The 19785-nt window shown below is 74.9% G+C and carries 14 protein-coding genes; 6 read left to right on the top strand and 8 right to left on the bottom strand.

Features of this window, described 5'->3' with window-relative positions; all coding sequences use genetic code 11:
- The first annotated feature begins 25 nt into the window (after positions 1-25).
- On the top strand, positions 26-955 hold the full coding sequence (locus tag AC5L3Z_RS09865) for a DUF1028 domain-containing protein (RefSeq protein WP_494841225.1): 930 nt from the start codon (positions 26-28) through the stop codon (positions 953-955).
- Between the two features lie 123 nt (positions 956-1078).
- On the opposite strand, the gene AC5L3Z_RS09860 is transcribed toward AC5L3Z_RS09865, so the two are convergent.
- Positions 1079-1666: a maleylpyruvate isomerase N-terminal domain-containing protein gene (locus AC5L3Z_RS09860; protein WP_494841224.1), complete on the bottom strand. Its 588-nt coding sequence runs from the start codon at positions 1664-1666 to the stop codon at positions 1079-1081.
- A gap of 97 nt (positions 1667-1763) precedes the next feature.
- Between AC5L3Z_RS09860 and AC5L3Z_RS09855 the strand changes: the two genes are divergently transcribed.
- Positions 1764-2216 (top strand): YbhB/YbcL family Raf kinase inhibitor-like protein, encoded by a 453-nt coding sequence (locus tag AC5L3Z_RS09855; protein ID WP_334615868.1) that lies wholly within the window; start codon positions 1764-1766, stop codon positions 2214-2216.
- On the opposite strand, the gene AC5L3Z_RS09850 is transcribed toward AC5L3Z_RS09855, so the two are convergent.
- The gene (locus AC5L3Z_RS09850; protein WP_494841287.1) at positions 2217-3104 is read right to left on the bottom strand and encodes a phosphatase PAP2 family protein; all 888 of its coding nucleotides are present in this window, start codon (positions 3102-3104) and stop codon (positions 2217-2219) included. It lies immediately after the preceding gene.
- Between the two features lie 83 nt (positions 3105-3187).
- Here AC5L3Z_RS09850 and AC5L3Z_RS09845 point away from each other — a divergent pair, with 83 nt between their 5' ends.
- Complete coding sequence (locus tag AC5L3Z_RS09845; RefSeq protein WP_494841222.1) at positions 3188-3886, top strand: DUF3159 domain-containing protein; 699 nt, start codon at positions 3188-3190, stop codon at positions 3884-3886.
- 274 nt (positions 3887-4160) lie between these two features.
- Here AC5L3Z_RS09845 and AC5L3Z_RS09840 read toward each other — a convergent pair whose 3' ends face one another.
- Positions 4161-7058 (bottom strand): glycoside hydrolase family 48 protein, encoded by a 2898-nt coding sequence (locus AC5L3Z_RS09840; RefSeq protein ID WP_494841286.1) that lies wholly within the window; start codon positions 7056-7058, stop codon positions 4161-4163.
- An 863-nt stretch (positions 7059-7921) separates the two neighbouring features.
- Here AC5L3Z_RS09840 and AC5L3Z_RS09835 point away from each other — a divergent pair.
- Positions 7922-9415: a GH1 family beta-glucosidase gene (locus AC5L3Z_RS09835; protein WP_494841220.1), complete on the top strand. Its 1494-nt coding sequence runs from the start codon at positions 7922-7924 to the stop codon at positions 9413-9415.
- A 102-nt stretch (positions 9416-9517) separates the two neighbouring features.
- Here the strand turns inward: AC5L3Z_RS09835 and AC5L3Z_RS09830 are convergent, their stop codons facing one another.
- The 3 genes from AC5L3Z_RS09830 to AC5L3Z_RS09820 form a co-directional block, all read right to left on the bottom strand.
- Positions 9518-9937: a roadblock/LC7 domain-containing protein gene (locus tag AC5L3Z_RS09830; protein WP_442933300.1), complete on the bottom strand. Its 420-nt coding sequence runs from the start codon at positions 9935-9937 to the stop codon at positions 9518-9520.
- The gene (locus AC5L3Z_RS09825) at positions 9937-12519 is read right to left on the bottom strand and encodes a sensor histidine kinase (protein ID WP_494841219.1); all 2583 of its coding nucleotides are present in this window, start codon (positions 12517-12519) and stop codon (positions 9937-9939) included. The genes AC5L3Z_RS09830 and AC5L3Z_RS09825 overlap by 1 nt, the downstream gene beginning before the upstream one ends.
- A gap of 97 nt (positions 12520-12616) precedes the next feature.
- Positions 12617-14017, bottom strand: a complete 1401-nt coding sequence (locus tag AC5L3Z_RS09820; protein ID WP_494841218.1) for an FGGY family carbohydrate kinase — start codon at positions 14015-14017, stop codon at positions 12617-12619.
- Between the two features lie 270 nt (positions 14018-14287).
- Here AC5L3Z_RS09820 and AC5L3Z_RS09815 point away from each other — a divergent pair, with 270 nt between their 5' ends.
- Entirely contained in the window at positions 14288-16270 is a 1983-nt protein-coding gene (locus AC5L3Z_RS09815) for a chorismate-binding protein (protein ID WP_494841217.1), read from the top strand.
- Positions 16271-16356: 86 nt separating this feature from the next.
- On the opposite strand, the gene wrbA is transcribed toward AC5L3Z_RS09815, so the two are convergent.
- Positions 16357-16974 carry an NAD(P)H:quinone oxidoreductase gene (gene wrbA, locus AC5L3Z_RS09810; protein ID WP_494841216.1) on the bottom strand — a complete coding sequence of 206 codons (618 nt, stop codon included), beginning with the start codon at positions 16972-16974 and terminating at the stop codon, positions 16357-16359.
- Positions 16975-17059: 85 nt separating this feature from the next.
- Here wrbA and AC5L3Z_RS09805 point away from each other — a divergent pair, with 85 nt between their 5' ends.
- Complete coding sequence (locus AC5L3Z_RS09805; protein ID WP_494841215.1) at positions 17060-17548, top strand: GNAT family N-acetyltransferase; 489 nt, start codon at positions 17060-17062, stop codon at positions 17546-17548.
- Between the two features lies 1 nt (position 17549).
- Here AC5L3Z_RS09805 and AC5L3Z_RS09800 read toward each other — a convergent pair whose 3' ends face one another.
- Positions 17550-19646, bottom strand: coding sequence for a hypothetical protein (locus AC5L3Z_RS09800; protein ID WP_494841214.1), 2097 nt, complete (start codon positions 19644-19646; stop codon positions 17550-17552).
- Positions 19647-19785 lie beyond the last annotated feature (139 nt).

The raw sequence follows: 19785 nt of genomic DNA, 5'->3' as shown, positions 1-19785 counted from the left end.
TCCGTCACCGCGCTAGTCTTCTGCCGTGACTTTCTCCCTCGTCGCCCGCTCCGCCGACGGCCGCCTGCACGGCATCGCCGTGGCCAGCAGGTTCCTCGCCGCCGGTGCGCTGGTGCCGGCCGCCGAGGCCGAGGTGGGGGCGCTGGTCACCCAGGCGCACGCCAACCTCGCCTACCGGCCGCAGGGGCTGGCGCTGCTGCGCAGCGGGACCGCCGCCGCCGACGTGGTCGCCGGGCTGGTCGCCGCCGACCCGGGCCGCGACGACCGGCAGCTCGGAGTGGTCGGCCTCACCGGGCACGGCGCCACCTGGACCGGCTCGCGCTGCGGCGGCTGGGCCGGTGGCCAGGCCGGGGACGGTTGGGCGGCCCAGGGCAACATCCTGGCCGGCCCGCACGTCATCGACGCGATCCGGGACGGCTGGCTCGGCGGCGCGGCGCTGCCGTTCCCGCAGCGGCTGCTCGCCGCGCTGCGCGCCGGCGAGGAGGCCGGGGGCGACCGGCGCGGTCGGCAGAGCGCGGCCATCCTGGTGGTCCAGCGCGGCGGCGGGTACGCCGGCACCGGAGACAACCTGGTCGACCTGCGGGTGGACGACCACCCCGACCCGATCACCGAGCTGGCTCGGCTGCTCGACATCCACACCATGCTCTTCGGCCGGCCCGACCCGGCCACCCTGCTGGACCTGACCGGCCCGCTCGCCGACGAGGTCGCCGCGCTGCTGTCCGCCGCCGGCCATCCGGTCGGCGACGGCGGGCTGGTCGCCGCCGGTCACCCGGCCGCCGACCTGTCCGCCGAGGTGCGGCCGGTCACCGGCACGACGCTGGAGGAGGCCCTGGCGTCCTGGGCGGGCTGGGAGAACCTGGAGGAGCGGCTGGTGCCGGGGCGGATCGACCCGGTCGTCCTGGCGCACCTGCGGCGCACGGTCGCCCCCATCCCCACCCCCCGCACCGGCGCCTGACCCGGCCGGTCGGGTCGTTCCCGGCACCGAGCCGGGCGTCAGCCGCCGAAGGAGAGCCAGCGGAAGCCGGCGGCGCCGATCACGGCGCGCTCGGCGTCGCTGAGCGGCGTCCGGCCGGTGGTCTTACCGATCAGCGTGAGCGGATCCCAGCCGAGCCCCGCCGGCGCCGGCCGGCCGCCGGTGAGCAGGCCGGTGATCACCTGGGCGGCGGCCGGGGTGAGCCACGCCTTTCGGTCCAGTGCCACCGCCAGGTCCAGGCCGTGCACGCCGACCTCCACCACCCGGGTCAGCAGGAACTCGGCGGCCGTCATCGCGTCGCCGTGGCGGGTGCGTACCAGCCGGCCGGCCGGGGCCGCGCCGACGGCGGCGTCGGTGGCCCGCCAGGCGGCGGTGAAACCGGCGGCGGTCGCCGCCACGTCGGGCCGGCTCGCGGGCCTCCCGCCGGGCGCTGTCGATCCGCGCGGCGTCCACCTCCGGGGTGAACTTCGCCGCGCCGAAGGAGCCGGCGGCGTCCACCTCGGCCCGGGGCGGGGCCGGCGCGGCGAGCATGTCGGCCAGGCGCCCGGCCCCGGCGCGCACGTGCGCGACGAGGTCGCGTACCGCCCAGGGCGGGCAGGGGGTGGGGCGGTCCAGGTCCGCCGGGGAGAGCGAGCGGAGCACGCCGTCCAGCCGCGCGCACTCGTCCCGCAACGCCGTCCGTGCCGTCTCCATCGCGCCTCCCGCCGTCCCGCCGGCCCCACCCTCTCATCCGGTTTCGGCGCTGCGGTCCCGGGTACGCGCCGGGCCGACGAGAGGGGGCGGGCGACCGATGGCCGGCATCATGCTGCGGAGCACCGCGTTCAACGACCACGACCAACTGCCGGGGCGCTTCTCCCGGGAGGGCGGGAACGCCTCACCGCCGTTGGAGTGGTCGGACGTCCCGGAGACCGCGACCGAGCTGCTCCTGCTGGTGGAGGACCCGGACGCCGGGCGCAGTCCGTTCCTGCACTGGCTGGTCACCGGGATCTCCCCGTCGTCGGACGGGGTGGCGGAGGGTACGGTGCCCGAGGGCGGCCGGGAGTGGCCCAACGGGTTCGGCACCGTCGGCTGGGGTGGGCCGCAGCCACCGAAGGGCGAGGAGGCGCACCGCTACTTCTTCCGCATCTACGCGCTGGAACGTCCCCTGGACCTGCCCGACGCGCCGCAGGCCGCGGACGTGCACGCGGCGTTGGCGGGTCGGGACATCGCCAGCGGCACCATGGTCGGGACGTACCGGCGCTGATCAGCCCTTCCAGCGGGGCACCAGGCGGTGCACGGAGACGAGCACCAGCGCGGCGACCACACCCATGGTGCCGGCGATGCCGGCGGCGCTGCCCGCGTACCCGATGAAGAGCGGGCGCCGGCTCAGCTCGTCGGCCGGGACCTGCTGCTGGTCGAGCAGCGAGGCCAGGGCCAGCCCGGAGGCGAGAACGGCCAGCAGCCCGCCGACGCCCAGCACGGCGGCGGCCACCCGGTGCGCGTCCTCGCCGGAGACCTGCGCCTGCTCCCGCTGAAAGACCAGGAGCAGGAAACCGGCCAACGCAGCCCACGCGCCGACGACGAGGAACGCGGCGACCGCGTCGCTGGGCCGGTGCCAGCCGGCGGAGAGGGTGGCCACGCCCGCGACGGCCGCGTACGCCGCGCCGAGGAAGGCGCCGAGCGCGCGGACCCGGGCCGGCAGTACGAGGATCAGCGCCACCGCCACCGAGGCGGCGACGGTGGTGTGCCCGCTGGGCAGGCTGTTGCCGGCGTAGACCCGGTCCGGGTCGATGCCGAAGTCGGGCCGGCCGAGGCCGTACTTGAGCAGTTGGGTGGTGACGTTGGCGCCGGCGATCAGGAGGGTGGCGGCGACGGCGAGCGCCTTGCGGCCGCGGATCAGCGCGATGAAGCCGATCGTCGCGGTGGCGGCCAGCAGCGACAACAGCGACATGGCGTTGAGGACCCGGCTGACGAGACCGTCGATCCGGTCCTGCCCGATCCGGTTGCCGGTCAGCGCGACGGTGTCCAGCCACTGCCCGGTCCCGGTGTGCACGGCGAAGCGCCACAGCACGATGAACGCGGCCGCCTGGGCCAGACCCAGTACGACCATCCAGACTGCGGTCCAACCCCTTGCCGTCGCGTGCACCCGCACACCGTAGCGGCACGGCCCCCGGGCCGCTCGGCGGCCCACCGGTCCGTCCCCGCTACGTTGGCACCGAAGCTCGGGAGGTGACGGTGAGCGGCGGACGGGAACACGGAGGCGGACCGGCGGGCCGGCCGGAATCGTTGGCGGACCTGCTGGGTGGACGCGGCGGGGCGGTGGACGCGACCCTGCCACCGGTGGCCTTCACCGTGGGCTGGCTGCTGACCGACCGCTCCCTCGGCGGTGGGGTCGCCGCGGCCGTCGTGGCGGGCACGGCGGTGGCGCTCTGGCGGCTGCGGCGGGGCGAACGGCCGCGGTCGGTGCTGGTCGGGCTGCTCGCCGTCTGCGTCGCCGCGCTGATCGCCCTCTACACCGGACGGGCCGCGGACTTCTTCCTCGTCCAGCTCTTCTCCAACGCGGCGAGCGCGCTGGTCTGGGTGGTGAGCATCGCGCTGCGCCGGCCCCTGCTCGGGGCGCTGGTCGGCGTCGCGCTCCGCCAGCACGGCCGGTGGCGGCGCGACCGGGCGCTGCTGCGGGCGTACGCGCGGGGCAGTTGGGTGTGGGCGGCGACGTACGCGCTGCGGGTGGCGGTCTTCCTGCCCCTGTGGCTGGGCGGTCAGGTGGTCGCGCTGACCGTGGCCCGGGCCGCGCTGACCTGGCCGCTGGTGGCGGCGGCGCTGACGGTGAGCTGGGTGGTGATCCGGCGGTCACTGCCGGCGGGACATCCGGGGCTGCGGCATCCGGTGGAGCCGGCACCGCCCGGTGCCGTGACGGGAAACCCGGAAAGATAAAGGGAGAGGCCGCCACGGGGGGAGCGGCCTCTCCGAGGAACACGGTACTCCGTCCGGCGGCGTCGCGTGATCCCGCGACGCCCTCTTTTTTCGCGGTTCTCCCGGGCCGGGGCGGCGGGGTGGGCCGGCGAGTCCGCTGCGTCGTCCGGACGGCCGGCCCACCCCCGGCCCGACCGTGATGATCGGGCCGCCCCACCGACCGGGCGGTCCGCTCCCCCGGGCCCGGTCGGCCCCCGGGTGGGCGGCGCCGCGCCGCCCACCCGGGGTGGTCACCTCATCCGTTGGGGAACAGGTTGCCGTAGTCGGCGTACGCCATCGCGACGTCGGCCTGCGCCCAGAACCGGTGGTAGTTGAAGGTCGGCTCGGGGCCGCCCTTCAGGTAGGCGTCGACCTTCGGCCAGTCCGGGTCGTTCTTGTAGAACGACCGGATGTCGAGGAAGCTCCGGCCGGCGGCGATGGCGTCGCCGTTGGGCATCTTCCCGGTCCACCCGGCCGGGACGTAGAGGCCCTGGCCGGTGGCGGCGTCGTAGACGTCGTCGAAGCGCTTGTAGTCGCCGCGCTTCTCGGTGGTCGACACGCCCTTGGCGTCACTGGCCGCGTGGAGCGCGTCGAGCAGGCCCTTGGCGGTGTTCTTGGCCGCCAGGTCGCCGGACTTCGCCGCGTACGCGATCAGGGTCCGGGCGTAGGCGGCGGCGACGCCGACGTCCTGGCCCTTCACCGTCACCTCGACGTGCAGGTTGGTGTTGGGCTGGGGGTTGGTGGGGTTCCAGTTGGCCGGCTGGCCGGTCCACTTCATGTCCGACGGGATCGACCAGTTGGCGCCCAGCGTGGTGTTGGCGATCGCCCACGGCACCCACCTGTCCAGCAGCGCCTTGGCCCTGGCGTTGCCGGTCTGCAGGTACAGCTCGGCGATCCGCTGCATCGACCAGGCCTGCATGCCGAACCACTGGTTCGACGGCGGGTCGTTGTAGACCGGGTCGACGTCGTAGTACATGCCGTAGAAGGTGGCGGTGCCGGCCGGCGGCTGCGCGTAGCTGCCGTCCCAGCTGTTGGTGGCGCCGCCGGCGATGCCGCCCTCGGCGGACTGGAGCCAGGTGTAGAACTCCAACTGCCGGTCGAAGCTCTTCTGCCAGTCCGCGGTCGCGGTCGGCGACTTCGGCTTCAGCTCGGCCACGTTGGTCAGCGCCCAGGCCGCGAAGGGGTTCTGGTAGCCGAAGTGGTTGTGGCTGGAGCCGATCCGCCAGGACCAGTTCTGGTTCGGCTCGTACGCGCCGCCCCAGGCGTAGTACCAGGACATCAGGTAGTGCGCGGAGTCCTTGCCGGTGCCGGCCGGGCAGGTGGTGGCCCCGACGCAGTTGCCGATCTTCTTGAAGTACTTGTCGAACATCGCGTAGCGCAGGTAGTCGCCCATCTTGGCGGCCTTGGCCACGGTGGCCGCCACGTCGGCCTGCCTGCCCTGGGCCTTGGCCCAGGTCAGCGCCCAGTACGCGGCCTGCACGGCGCGGGCGTCGGCGTCCGGGGCGTTGGTGTACTTCCACTGCTTGGCCGGGGCGTTGCCCTCGGAGATGAACAGGTCGAGGTAGCCGTACCGGCCGCCGTGGGCGAAGGTGTCGCAGGACGGCTGCGGCACGGTCTCCCACACCGACTCCTGGGTGCCCCGCTGGAAGGTGTTGATGTACGCCGGCCGGGTGGTGCCGTCACCGCAGCGGCCGAAGCCGTAGGTGTTGTCGACGTCCAGCAGCCAGTGCATGCCGTAGATGTCGCCGGTGCCGTAGGTGCTCTGCAGCTCGCCGCGCAGCGGGTCCTGGCCGACCGGGACGGCGGGCTGCAGCTGCGACGGGTACCGGCTGGGCAGGTTGTGCTCGGCCGCGTACTGCGGCGTGCCCGGAGCTCCGGCGCTGGGCTGGTCGGCGTGGCTGGGGATGATGTACTTCTCCATGACCGTCCACGCGTTGTTGAACGGGGCCCAGTTCTGGGTGACCCGGCCGTACTGCGCCTCCAGCCAGAGCCAGAAGCTGAAGGCTTCCGAGGTTGTCTCGTGGCCGTGGTCGGGCGCCTCGACGATCAACGTCTCCACCGAGTGGTACGGCACGCCCTCCGGGCTGAAGTACCCGGAGTTCTTGATCTTGCCGTACTGGTCGAGGAAGCGCTTGACGTAGGTGTTGTCCCCGCCGGGGGTGTCGTTGTCGATCTCCGTGGCGGTGATCGCGAGGGGGGCGAAGCCGGCGGCCGAGGCGGTGACGGTGGCGGTGCCGCCGAGGGTGTCGGCGTCCTCCGCGGCCGCGACCGCGACCGTCACCCCGGTGTTCCAGTTGGTCGGGGTCAGCGTCACCGAGGCCGGCGAGACGGTGATGTCGGTGTCCCCGGTGCGGGCGAGGGGCACCGGGACGTCGGCCGTCGGGGCGGCGCTGAGCTTCAGGTTGACCGGGGAGCTGCCGCCCTCGGTCACGCTGACCGCGGCCGGGGTGGCGACCAGCGTCGGGCCGGTGGCGGGGCCGACGGTGAAGGACTTCTCCGCGACCGCGATGCCGTTGGCGTTGTCGTACGCCTTGGCCTGCACGGTGTAGCTGCCCGCCGGCAGGTCCTGGAGGGTGTAGCCGTACGGGGCGGTGGTGTCGGTGTCGACCAGCAGGCCGTTGCGGTAGAACTCGACCTTGGCGATGGTCCCGTCCGGGTCGCCGGCGGTGGCGGTCAGCGGCACGTCCGCCGGCGCCTGGAACGGCCCGGCCGGCACGCCGAGGGAGACCGTGGGCGGCTGGTTGGCGGGGGTTCCGTTGCAGGTCACCCCGTTGAGGGTGAACGCGGTGGGCTTCGGGTTGGCGCCGGAGTACGCGCCGTTGAACCCGATGGTGGTGGAGGCGCCGGTGCCGAGACCGCCGTTCCACGACTCGTTGGTCGCGGTCACCTCGGCGCCGGTCTGGCTCCACTTCGCCGACCAGCCCTGGGTGAGCCGCTGGCTGCTGTTGGGGAAGGCGAACCTCAACGTCCAGGCGTTGAGCGCGTCGCCCAGGTTCTTGATGGTGACGTTGGCGGTGAAGCCGTTGCCCCAGTCGTTCGTCGCGTAGACCACGTCGCAGGCCGGGGCGGCCTGCGCGGCGCCGGCCGGCAGGGCCACCCCACCGACCGCGAGCGCGGTGGCGGCGAGGATCGCCGTTCGGCGGCGTCTTGCCATGAGTCTCATGTGCGCGGTGTCTCCTCGGACCGGGCCGGGGCCGTACGGGCCCACGGCGGGGCGCCTCCACACGCGACGGGGGTGCGCGGGGGGACGGAAGCGCCCGGGAATGGTGGTCGGTCGGTGGGGCGGCAGGGGTGCCGCCTCCTCGGGTGGCCGTCCGGTGATCCCGGATGCCCTCGGCGACCCGCGCTCGCGCGAGCTGGCTCCGCGTCGCGACTGGATGCCAGTGTGCCATGGAAGCGCTCCCACGACAACCACCGCCGAGTCACGCACACCGATGTTTCGATCTCGTGTGGGGGCTTTCACAAAGTCGTGACGGGCGTTACAGTCGCAGCATCGTCGATGGGAGCGCTTCCATCGACGGGGATCCACCGAATGGATCGACCGTGGTCATCCGGCCACGGCATACCGGCCCAGGAGGCTGACGACGGGCCAGCCCGGACGCCGTCGCCAGCCGGCTCCTCACCAGCACGGAGGGAGGTGGGTACCAGAGCCACTCGCGTGGCCCGGCTCCCGCGCGACACGCACGGCGGACGCCAATTCCACCCGTGCGCGTGTGCACCACGGTGGGGACGGGGGTTGCCCTCCCCCGTCCTCACACTAAGCCCCCGTACTCCACGGGAAAAGAGGCCGACGGGATCAGGCGCTCCGCGCGCCACCCGGCCGGCCTCGCTCGCTGTCGGCACCCCGGCCGGCGCGCCGCCCACCGCGACGCCGCTGCCGCACCCCATCCCCGGCCGCCCGCTCGGGTCCGGCCCTCTAGGCTGGCAGTCCGCCCACGTTCACGGCCGGACCGTCGTGCGCCCTGCCCTGGGAGCGCTCCCGGCCGTCGGGTGGCCCGCACCCTGAGGAGAATGCCCATGTCGACACTCACCCGACGGCGCCTGCTCGGCCGCGCCGCGCTCTCCGCCACCGCCACGGCCGGCGCCGGACAGTCCGCGCCGGTCGCCACCGCCCTGACCGCGGCGGCGGGCGCCGTGGCCACCGGCTGCGACGCCCCGCCCGGCGAGAAGCCGGCGGCCGGCCCCACCCCCGCGGGGCTGCGCTTCCCGGCCGGCTTCGGCTGGGGCGCCGCCACCTCGGCGTACCAGATCGAGGGCGCCGCCAAGGAGGACGGCCGGGGCGAGTCGATCTGGGACACCTTCAGCCGCACGCCGGGACGCACCCGCAACGGCGACACCGGGGACGTGGCCGCCGACCACTACCACCGCTGGGCCTCGGATCTCGACCTGATGCGCGAGCTGGGCCTGCGCAGCTACCGGTTCTCCGTCTCCTGGCCCCGAATCCAGCCCGACGGCACCGGCCGGCCCAACCAGCGGGGCCTCGACTTCTACCGACGGCTCGTCGACGGGCTGCACGAGCGCGGCATCGCGCCGATGGTCACCCTCTTCCACTGGGACCTGCCGCAGGCCCTCCAGGACACCGGCGGCTGGGAGAACCGGGACACCGCCGAGCGCTTCGCCGACTACGCCGACGCGGTCTTCCGCGGCCTCGGCGACCAGGTGCCGGTCTGGCTGACCGTGAACGAACCGAAGACCGTGGTGCAGAACGGCTACCTCTGGGGCCACCACGCCCCCGGCCGGCAGGACCCCGACGCGGCGTACCTCGTCGCCCACCACCTCCAGCTCGCCCACGGCCTCGCCGTCCGCGCGCTGCGCGCCACCGGCTCCACCGCCCGGATCGGCCCCGCGCTCAACCTGCACCCCTGCTACCCCGCCGACGACACCCCGGCCGCGGCCGAGGCCACCCGGCTCTACGACGGGTACGAGAACCGTCTCTACCTGGACCCCGTCCTCACCGGCGCCTACCCCGAGGACGTCCTGGCCGACCTCGGGCCGGCCAGCCGGATGGTCCGCGGCATCCGCGACGGCGACCTGGAGATCATCTCCAGCCCGGTGGACCTGCTGGCCGTGCAGTACTACACGCCGATCTACGTCACCGCCGACGGCGACACCGTGCGGCGCTGGCCCACCTCCGAGGCCGAGTGGCAGCAGATCCACCCCGAGGGGATGTACGACATCCTGACCCGGGTCACCCGCGACTACGGGCGGATCCCGATCACCGTCACCGAGAACGGCCTGCCCTGCCCGGACACCCTCGGCGCGGACGGCACCGTCGACGACGCCGGCCGGATCGCCTTCCTGCGGGACCACTTCGCCGCCGCGCACCGGGCGATCGCCGCCGGGGTGCCGCTGGAGAGCTACCACGTCTGGTCGCTGCTGGACAACTTCGAATGGGCCGAGGGGTACGACCAACGCTGGGGGCTCGTCTACGTGGACTACCCCACCCAGCGTCGGATCCCCAAGCGCAGCGCCCACTGGTACCGCCAGGTGATCAGCGACAACGGCCTCTAGCTCGGCAGGACCCAATACGGCCGGACCGCGCCCGCGGTCCGGCCGTATCACCACCCGACCCGCCCGGAGGCGGCCCGACCGGAGGCCGGGCCGCCGGCCCGGTCAGCGGGGCAGCGCCTGCTGCAACTCGGCGCGCAGCGCCGGGGTGAGCATCTCGCCGGCCTGCTTGGCCAGCCGGGCCATCTCGTAGCCCACCACCCCGATGTCGGCGTCCGCCCCGGCCAAAGTGGCCAGGATCGAACCGTCGCGGATCTGCATGACCAGAAAGTAGCCGCGCCCCATCTCCACGACGGTCTGCTTGACCACGTCCCCGTCGAACATCTGCGCGGCACCGGCGGTGATGCTCATCAGACCCGACGTCACCGCCGCCAACTTGTCAGCGTGATCGCGGGGCAGGTTGGCGGAGATCGCCACCAACAGCCCGTCGGAGGAGACCACCACCGCGTGGGCCACCCCCGGAACGCGTTCCGCGAACGCGTTGACCAGCCAGCTCAGGTCACGGGCCTCCTGGCTCAACGTCATCACTGTCGTCCCCCTTCGCTGCGCACACCGGCCGGCGGCAAGATTATCTCCGTGGTCTCCTCGGCCTCCGCGCGGCGCACGCCGCCGTAGTACCGGGACAGCATCCCGCCGACCGCCTCCGGGTCCGGGTCGTGCCGGACGGCCGGGGTCTCCGGCCGCGCCGACTCGGTGACCGCGGCGAGCTGCGCCATCGGCACCCGTACCGGCAGACCGCGCTCGGTGGTGCCGGCGGTGACCGGCGTGGCGGGCGGCGCGGGCGTGCTCCCCCCGGTGCTCGGCGTCGACCCCGGGGCCGGGCCCTGGCGGGACCACCAGCCACCACCGGATCCCGCCGGCGCACCCGCCGCCGGGGTCAGCACGTCCTCCGCCCGGACCGGCACCGGCCGACCGGGCACCGGCACCGGCCGGCCCTGGACCGGCACCGGCCGGCCCGGGACGGGCACGGAGGTCGGGTCGGGACGGCGACCGGCCACCGGCAGCTCCGTCGTCGGCCCGCCGGCCTGCGCCGCACCGGGCCGGGTGGCCCCGGCGACCGCGGTGGTCAGCATCCGCGGCGAGGCGGGCGGGCCCAGCTCCGCGGCCGACGCCGCGGCCAGCAGCGTGGCCGGCAGCACGATCCGGGCGACCAGCCCCTCCGCCCCGCCGGCGAGCCGCACCCGCACCGCGTGCCGGGCGGCCAGGTGGCTGACCACGAAGAGACCCATCCGCTCGACCGCGGCCACGTCGGCGGTCGGCGGCGAGGCCAGTACGGCGTTCGCCTGCTCCAGCGCCGCCGGGCTCATCCCGAGCCCCTGGTCGGCGATCTCCACCACCGCGCCGCCGCCCTCGGCCCGGGCGGTCACCCGGACCAGGGTGTCGGGCCGGGAGAAGGCCGTGGCGTTCTCCAGCAGCTCGGCCAGCAGGTGCACCAGCTCCCCGACGGCGTGCCCCACCACGTACAGGTCGGCCACCGAGTCGTGCCGTACCCGCTGGTACTGCTCGATCTCGGCGCTGGCGGCGAGCAGCACCGCGCCGAGCCCGACCGGACGGTTCCACCGCCGGGTGGACTCGGTGCCGGCCAGCACCAGCAGGCTCTCGTCGTTACGGCGCATGCGGGCGGCCAGGTGGTCCAGCCGGAACAGGTTCTCCAACTGGTCCGGGTCGGCCTCCTCCCGCTCCAGGTCGTCGAGCAGCTCCAACTGCCGCTCCACCAGCACCTGGCTGCGCCGGGCCAGGTTCACGAACATCGCGTTGACCGTGCGCCGCGTCTCGGCCTGTTCGACGGCGACGCTGACCGCGCTGCGGTGCACCGCCACGAACGCCTCGGCCAGCTCACCGATCTCGTCGGAGGACCGGACCACCGCCGGCGGCACGTCGATGGTGGGCACCCCACCGCTGACCGTGCGGAGCCGGTTCAGGGCGTACGGCAGGTCGATCTGGGCGATCCGCAGCGCCTGCCCCCGCAGCAGCTGGATGGAGTTCGCGACGGAGCGGCCGATCAACAGGGCCAGCAGCACGGCGAGCCCGAGCACCACCACGATGACGCCGACGACCAGCAGGGTGGTGCGCAGCCGTTCGCTGCTGACCTCGTCGGCCTGCGCCACCGCGTCGTCGAGCACCCGCACCTCGAGCTGGCGGAAGAGCTCCTGGCGCTGCTCGCTGGCCGCCCACCACTGGGCGGCGGGCAGCACCTCCGGCTGGGCCCCGCCGGCCGGCAGGCTCTTCTCCTCCAGCCGGGCGGCGGTGACGAAGGCGGGATCGCGTGAGGTCCGGTCGTACAGCTCGATCTGAGCGGTGGTGGCGGCCACCCGGAACGCGCCGAGCGCGGCGAGCTGCTGGGCCCGCAGGTCGGTGAGGGCCACCTCGTCGTCCAGCCCGTAGCGGCCGGCCCGGGCCGCCTCGTAGAGCTGGCCCCGGATCCGCGACGACAACTCCTTGACCCGCGCCAGCTGCACGTAGCGCAGCACGGCGTCGGTGAGGGCCGGCTGCGGCTCCCCCGGTGACGGCTCGGCCAGCAGGTTGAGCAGCGCCTCCACGCACCGGTGGTAGTTGCCCAGCACGGTGTCGGTGCTGAGCACCGCCGGTGGGATCGCCGCTCGAATGTAGACCACCTGGTCGTAGGCCTCCAGCACCTCCGCGTACGCGACGCGCCAGGCGGCGTCGGAGTCGGCCAGCGGCGCGGCGGCCCGGCGCAGCTCGGAGACCGCCTGGTCGGTGGCGGTCTGCAACGGTTGCAGCGCGGCGGCGGCCGCCGACCGGTCGGAGTCGGCGCCGTCGCGGCGCAGCTCCGCCAACTCGCCCGCCGCGCGGTCGCGCTCCTGCTGGAGCCGGTCCACCACCGTGGTGATCTGCCGTCCGATGCCGACCTGCCGGGCGAAGTCGCTCAACGCGGTGGTCTGCCCGACCAGCGCCACGGTCTGCACCCCGGCCAGCACCAGGAAGGCGACCGTGGGAATCACCAGGACGGTGGCCAGCTTGGTCCGCATCCGCCAGTCGCGCAGCCGGAACGGCGAACGCCGCCGGTGCGGTACGAGCCGGACTTCGCTCTCGTGTCGACGGTCCTGCTTCGTCGCGTCCTGGCTCGGGTCGGGACCAACGCCCACACCTGCCTCCTCGGTCCCCGCCTCCCCCTCGTCGGGGAGCGGGCTCCATCCAACCAGGCCCGGGAGCTGTGTCAACGGGCCGGAGGGGCGGCAGCGCTCAGGAGTCCGGCGCAGCGGTCACGAGCGACCGCCCGACCGCCACCGTCCGGCCCGCCCCGGCGAGCTTCTCCGCCTCGGCGACCCGGCCCGTCGCGACCAGCGCGGCGCCGATCGCGCCGATCTCCGGCTCGGAGCGGTGCCGCACCGTCCGCGGGGCGAGCGCCGTCGCGAACGCCGCGCGCCACCACGGGGAGGCGCTCACCGCTCCCCCGCCCAACACCACCTCGACCGGGGCGTCGACACCGAACTCCAGCACGGCGAGGTCGTCGGCGACGAGCCGGCACAGCCCGGCCATCAGCCCGGCCAGGATCTCCACTCCCGTGGTGGAGAAGCTGAGCCCCCGCAGCTCGCCGACGCCGGCCGGAGCCAGGCCCGGTGGCCGGTCACCGCCGAACCTCGGGTTGGTGGCGACGCCGCCGTCCGGCTTGATCCGGGCCAGCGCCTCCTCCAGCCCGGCGCCCTCGGGCAGCCGCAGCTCCCGGTTGGCCCAGGCGAACAGGTTGCCCCCGCTGGAGTACGCCGCGCCGGTCACCACGTACTCGTGGTCGGCCCGGTAGCGCCAGAGCTCGTTCGGCAGGGGTGGCGCCTCCTGCCCGACCGGGACCCGCTGCACCAGGCGGGCCGCCGCGGACGTCCCCACCGTCACCGCCACGCGACGCGGGTCGACGCAGCCGGAGCCGACGTTGGAGGCGGCCCCGTCGCCGACCGGGGCGGCCCAGCGCGCGTCGGCCAGCTGCGGCCACCGGCGGGCGTGCTCCCGGCGGAGCCGGCCGTGCCAGCCCAGCGGAGCCAGTTCGGGCAGCTCGCCGTCGCGGACCCCGGCCAGCTGGCACGCCTCGGCGTCCCAGTCCGCCGCGCCCAGGTCGAGCAGACCGGTCCCGGAGGCCATCGAGATCGACATCGGCGCCGCCTCGAGCAGCTCAGCGAGCACGTACTCGACCAGGCCGACGAAGCGGACGGCGGAGCTCCCGGCGCGCTGCCGCAACCAGGGCAGCCGGACCGACCAGTAGCTGCGGTGCCACCACGTGCCGGTACGCCGGTGGTACTCCGCCGGGTCGGCCGGTCCGGCGGCTCCGGCCAGTGGCCCGGGTCGGGTGTCCAGCCAGGTGAGAACCGGGCCGAGTGGCGTGCCGCCGCCGTCGAGCGGGACCACCGAGTGCCACTGGGCGGAGAGCGCGACCAGTTCGACGTCCCGCAGGTGCCCGCCGTCGGCGAGCTCGTCCAGACACTCGACCAGGCAGGCGAGGTAGCCGACGGGGTCGAGGGTGCCGGCGCCGTCGACCCCGACGCTCAGGTGCACCTTGCGCCGCGCCAGCGCGCCCGGGAGCGGATCGCAGTCCCCGTCCAGCACGAGGCCCCGCACCGAGGAGGTACCCAGGTCGAGAGCGAGAATGTTCATCGCCGGTCACGGTACCCGCCACCCGGGTCGGTCACCCGATGATCGGCGGGCGGTGGGGCGCGTCCTGCCCGGACAACCGCTTCCGGACCGGCCGCGGGCCGCGTAGGGTGATCGGCATGCTCGCGCTGTCGTCCTGCTGGTGGCCCGCCGACCCGGCGGCCACCTTCCGCGCGTAGCTTTCCACGCGGCCGCCCGACGAGGCGGCCGCCGGTCTCTCCCCGGCCCCGGGCCGCCCCGACGGGTGGCGCACCGGCCCTGGAGGAGACACCGATGACCCGCCCGCACGACCTGCTCGCCGCCGTCGCCGACGGCGTCGACCCGGGTCCGTTCGCCCTCGTCCGCCGTGAGGGCGCCGACCACCTCGACCTCTTCACCGGGACGGTGGACGTCGCCGACCGGCTCGCCGACCTGCCGCTGCCCGACGACGCGGCGGCCGGGGCGCACACCCTGGCGCTGGTGCCCTACCGGCAGGTCACCGAGCGCGGCTTCGACTGCGTCGACGACGGCACCCCGCTGGAGTACCTGGCCATCGACGGGCACCACGTGATCCCGCTGGCCGCCGCGCTGGCCGCGCTGCCCGAGGCGCCGGTGGTCAGCGACGGCGCCGCCTTCGACGTCACCGACGAGGAGTACGCCCGGACGGTCGAGCGGGTGCTCGCCGAGGAGATCGGCCGCGGGGAGGGCGCCAACTTCGTCATCCACCGCACCCTGCACGCCACCGTGCAGGGGTCCCCACTGCGGGCCGGGCTGGCGGCGCTGCGCCGGCTGCTGTGCGGGGAACGGGGCGCGTACTGGACCTTCCTGGTCCACACCGGGACCCGGATCCTGGTCGGCGCGAGCCCGGAACGGCACGTCAGCGTCGACGACGGACTGGTGATGATGAACCCGATCAGCGGCACCTTCCGGCACACCGGCGCGACGGCCGACCGGGACGCCCTGCTGCGCTTCCTCCGCGACCCCAAGGAGGTCGAGGAGCTGTACATGGTGCTCGACGAGGAGCTGAAGATGATGGCCACGGTGGCCGAGCACGGCGGCCAGGTGGTCGGGCCGTACCTGAAGGAGATGGCCCACCTGACCCACACCGAGTACCTGCTGGCCGGGCGGGGTTCGAAGGACGTCCGGGAGGTGCTGCGGGAGACGATGTTCGCGCCCACCGTCACCGGCAGCCCGATGGAGAACGCCTGCCGGGTGATCGCCCGGCACGAGCGCACCGGGCGGCGCTACTACTCCGGGGTGCTGGCCCTGCTGGGCCGCGACGCCGCCGGCCGGCAGACCCTGGACGCGCCGATCCTGATCCGCACGGCGGAGCTCTCCCCCACCGGTGAGCTGCGGGTGCCGGTCGGGGCGACCCTGGTGCGGCACTCCACCGTGGCCGGTGAGGTCGCGGAGACGCACGCGAAGGCGGCCGGGGTGCTCGCCGCGCTCGGGCTCGGTCCGCAGGCGCCGGCCCCCGGCGCCGCCCCGGTGGTACGCCCCGACCGTCCCGGCCCGGCGCGTCCGGCGCCGCGCCCCGGGCCGGAGCGGCCCCTCGCCGACGACCCCGAGGTACGGGCGGTGCTCGCCGAGCGGAACGAGGCCCTCGCGCGGTTCTGGCTCGACCAGCGGGTGCCCGGGGCGATCGCGCTGCCCGGGCTGGCCGGACGCCGGGCGTTGATCGTCGACGGCGAGGACACCTTCACCGGGATGCTCGCCCACCAGCTCGGCGCGCTGGGCCTCACGGTCGACGTCCGCCCGTGGCACCGCCCCGCCCCGGTCGACGGGTACGACCTGGTGGTGGTCGGCCCGGGCCCGGGCGACCCGGGAAACCTCACCGAGCCGAAGATGGCGGCGCTGCGCGCGCTGCTGGCCGCGCGGCTGGACGCCGGGCTGCCCACCCTCGCGGTCTGCCTCGGCCACCAGTTGCTCGCCGGGCTGCTGGGGCTGCCGCTGCACCGCCGCGCGGCGCCGTACCAGGGGTTGCCGCGGGACGTGACCGTCTTCGGCACCCCTCGCCGGGTCGGCTTCTACTCGACCTTCACCGCCCTGGCCGACGCCGACCGGGTCCGCACCGGCCACGGCCCGGTGGAGGTCTCCCGGGACCCGGCGGACGGCGCGGTGCACGCCCTGCGCGGTCCCGGCTTCGCCGGGGTGCAGTTCCACCCGGAGTCGGTGCTCAGCCGGGACGGCCTGGCGGTCCTGGCCGACCTGCTCGGCCACCTGCTGGAGCGACCGGCCCGGCCGGTGCCGGCGCATGCTTCGCCCGATCGGGGGTAGGGGTCAGGGCGACCGGTGGCCCGGACGGGTTGAGAGCCCCCGCCCGGCCACCGGTCGTCCCGTTCCGCCGTGACCGCCGTCGAGCGTCAGCCGGCCGTGCCCTTCTTCAACCTGGTGGCGATCTGCACCGCCCGGCGCGCGGTCAGCGCGGTCGCGCCCAGCGCGACGTGGTCCGGTGCGATCTCACCGTTGTTGCTGGTGTGCGAAGCGCCGTACGGGTTTCCGGCGACGAACTGGCTCGGGTCGGTGTATCCGGGGGTGACCACGAGGCCACCCCAGTGGTAGATGACCGTGAACAGCGACAGCAGGGTCGACTCCTGGCCGCCGTTGGAGGTGGCTGTCGAGGTGAAGCCGCTGTAGACCTTGTCCACCAGCGCACCCTGGGCCCAGAGCGGGCCGGTGGTGTCGATGAACTGCTTGAGCTGCGCGGCGATCATGCCGTACCGGGTGGGCGAGCCGAAGATCACCGCGTCGGCCCAGGCGATGTCGTCGATCTGGGCCTCGGGGACGTCCTGGGTCTCCAGGTGGTGCGCCTGCCACCCCGAGTTGGAGCGGATCGCCTCGGCGGGGGCGAGCTCGCGGACCTTGCGCAGCCGCACCTCGGCGCCGGCCTCCCCGGCGGCCTCGCAGGCCGCCTGCGCCATCTGATAGGTGATACCGGTCGCGCTGTAGTAGATCACCGCTACCTTGACCTGGCCGTCCATCGTCACGCTCCTCCTCGATCCGAATCAGCTCCGGCGACTACCCGTTGACCACGCCGGCAAACACACCCCGTGTCATGATCCGGACATGCAGATCAGGCCGGCCACCAGCGCGGACTGGCCCGGCATCTGGCCCTTCCTGCGCGACATCGTCGCCGCCGGGGAGACGTACACCTGGCCGCGCGAGGTCACCGAGGAGCAGGCCCGCCGGCTCTGGTTGGTGCCGCCGCCGGGACGCACGGTGGTGGCGGTGGACGCCGACGGCACCATCCTCGGATCGGCGAAGCTGGTGCCCAACCAGCCCGGTCCCGGCGACCACGTCGCCAACGCCAGCTTCATGGTCGCGCCGGCCGCCGCCGGTCGGGGCATCGGCCGGGCGCTCGGCGGGCACGTGCTCGACCTCGCCCGGGCCGACGGCTACCGGGCGATGCAGTTCAACGCGGTGGTGGCGACGAACTCCCGGGCGGTCGGGCTGTGGCGGTCGCTCGGCTTCGACGTGGTCGGTCGGGTGCCGGAGGGCTTCCGGCACCCGACCGAGGGGTACGTCGACCTGCTGGTGATGTACCGGCGGCTCTGACTCAGCCGATCGCGTCCAGCGCGGCCCGGCAGTACCGGAGCAGCTCCTCGTCAGCGGCGACCTGGTCGGTCATCCACGTCCCCTCGCGGACGTTGTGCCGGCGTACCCGGGCCAGCTCGGCGCGGAGCAGCGGCGCGGCGTCGGCGGCGAGCGGACCGAACTCGACCAGGTGCCGGACCACCTCCCGGGCGGTGTAGCTGTTGGCCCGCCAGACCGACAGCAGCGTCGGCAGGGTCGCGGCGGCGTCGCCGGTCACCCGCCACAGCGCCACGGCGGCGGCCAGCGGCAGCCAGCCGGTGCTGTCGGCGGCGGCGCACAGCTCGCGCAGCCGGGGCGCGGTCCGGGCGGCGGCCGGGCCCAGTTCGGCGAGCCCCCGGGCGGCGTCGCGCGCCTCGAACGTCGTCCCGTCGAGGGACCGGGCCAGCACCGGCAGAACGAGCTCCGCGTCGCCGGTGACCTGCCAGAGCGCCGACGCGGCCGACAGGCGTTGACGCCACTCGTCGGAGCCGATCGCGCCGCGCAGCGCCGGCACCGCGTCGACGGCGGCCGGGCCGAGCGCGGCGACCGCCCGGGCCGCTGCCTCGTCGGGCAGCAGGGCCAGCAGCTCCGGCAGGCAGGGGGCGGCGTCCGGGCCGATCCGCCCCAGCGCGTACACCAGCGAGGAGCGGAACCGTTCGGGCGCGTCGGGCAGGTCGCGCAGCCGGTCACGGATCAGCGGCACCAGCTCGGCGGCGGCGGGCCCGAGCGCGGCCACCGCCTGGCCGACGTCCTCCGGCGGCTGGTCCTGTTCCAGGGCCCAGCGCAGCACCGGCAGCACCCGGCGGTCCGCCAGGGCCGCCAGCGCCACCGGCACCGGACCGAGAGCCACCTCGCCGCCTTCCCATCGGATGATCCACGGCGGGGCGCCGGCGCGGTCGTGCCGCGCCTCCCGGGGCGCGGCGTCCAGGGCGCGGACCATCGCGTCGGCGGCCGGCGCGGCCAGCACGTCCAGGTGCCGCAGGCTCGCCGCCGCGGCCCCGGCGAGGCGGGGTTCCGGGTCGAGGAGCTGCTCGCCCAGCCGGGCGACCAGCTCCCGGTACGGCCCCCGCCAGCCGTCGACGAGCCGTTGCGCCGGGGCGATCGCGTCGTGGCGGCGGTACCACTCGGGCGCGTCCAGCAGCGCGGTGAGCAGCCGCGTCCGCTCGCCGATCCGGTCCCCCAGCGCCGCGCTGAGCTGGTGGACCAGCGGCGCCGCCTGCGGGGACGGCCGCCCGGCCAGCTCCCGCTCCCCCAGCTGCCGTACCGCGCCGCGCAGGGTGTCGGTGGTGAACCCGGCCGGGCTCGGCGACGGCGCGTTTCGCGCGTAGAGCGTGTCGAACAGCGCCAGCGCGGTGGCGACGACATCGACGCCGGGCGGCTCCGCCGCGTCCTCGACGAGCTGGGCCAGGGCGGCCAGCCGCGGCTGGGGAGGCCCGTCGGCGGTGAGCGTGTCCACCAGCGGCGCCAGCAGCCCGGCCGGATCGACGCCGGCCAGTCGCCCGGTCCGGGCCAGCCGGCCCAGCCGCCCGAGCAGGTCGAGCAGCGCCTCCCGGACGTCCTCGTCGGACTCGACGGCGAGCCGGTCGGAAAGGACGGCGCTGATTTCCGCGTCCGGCCGGACCATCAGCGCTCCGGCGGCGGCGGCGCGCACCTGTGGATCGGGGTCGTCGACCAGGGCCAGGAACACCGGCCGGGCGTCGGCGATCGCCGCCCGCGCCGCCAGGTGGATGGCCACCTCCTCCTCGTCGGCGTTCCCGGCGTCGAGCTCGTCCTCGATGTCGTCGTACTCCGCGCCGGCGTAACTGCCCAGCAGTTCGACGATGCCGTCCCGGCCGGGCAGCCCGGGGCGGCCGGCGGCGTCCAGGAGGAACGGGATGGTGGCGAGGGTGCAGTCGTACACGTCGCCCTGGTGGTGCACCGCGCCGTACATGCCGTCCAGCGCGGTCTCCCGGGCCGCCGGATCGTCGTCGACGAGGCCGCGCAGCAGCTCGGGCACCTCCACCGCGGGCCCGTACGCGTGGTGCAGCGCAGCCCAGTCGACGTCGTCCAGGCCGGCGAAGAGGCTCGAATCGTTGATCACGGCGCGGATTGTGCCGTGCCCCACCGACAGTGGGCCACCCCGGCCGCGGCTCAAGATTTGCGCAAGTTCCGGGCCACGCCGGTGCCCCGGTCGGGACCGGAGGAGGATCCTGATCGCAACCGGCGCCGGCTGCACGGGC

It is taken from the genome of Micromonospora sp. LZ37, from assembly GCF_059359015.1.
This window is presented reverse-complemented; position numbering and strand designations above follow the sequence as displayed.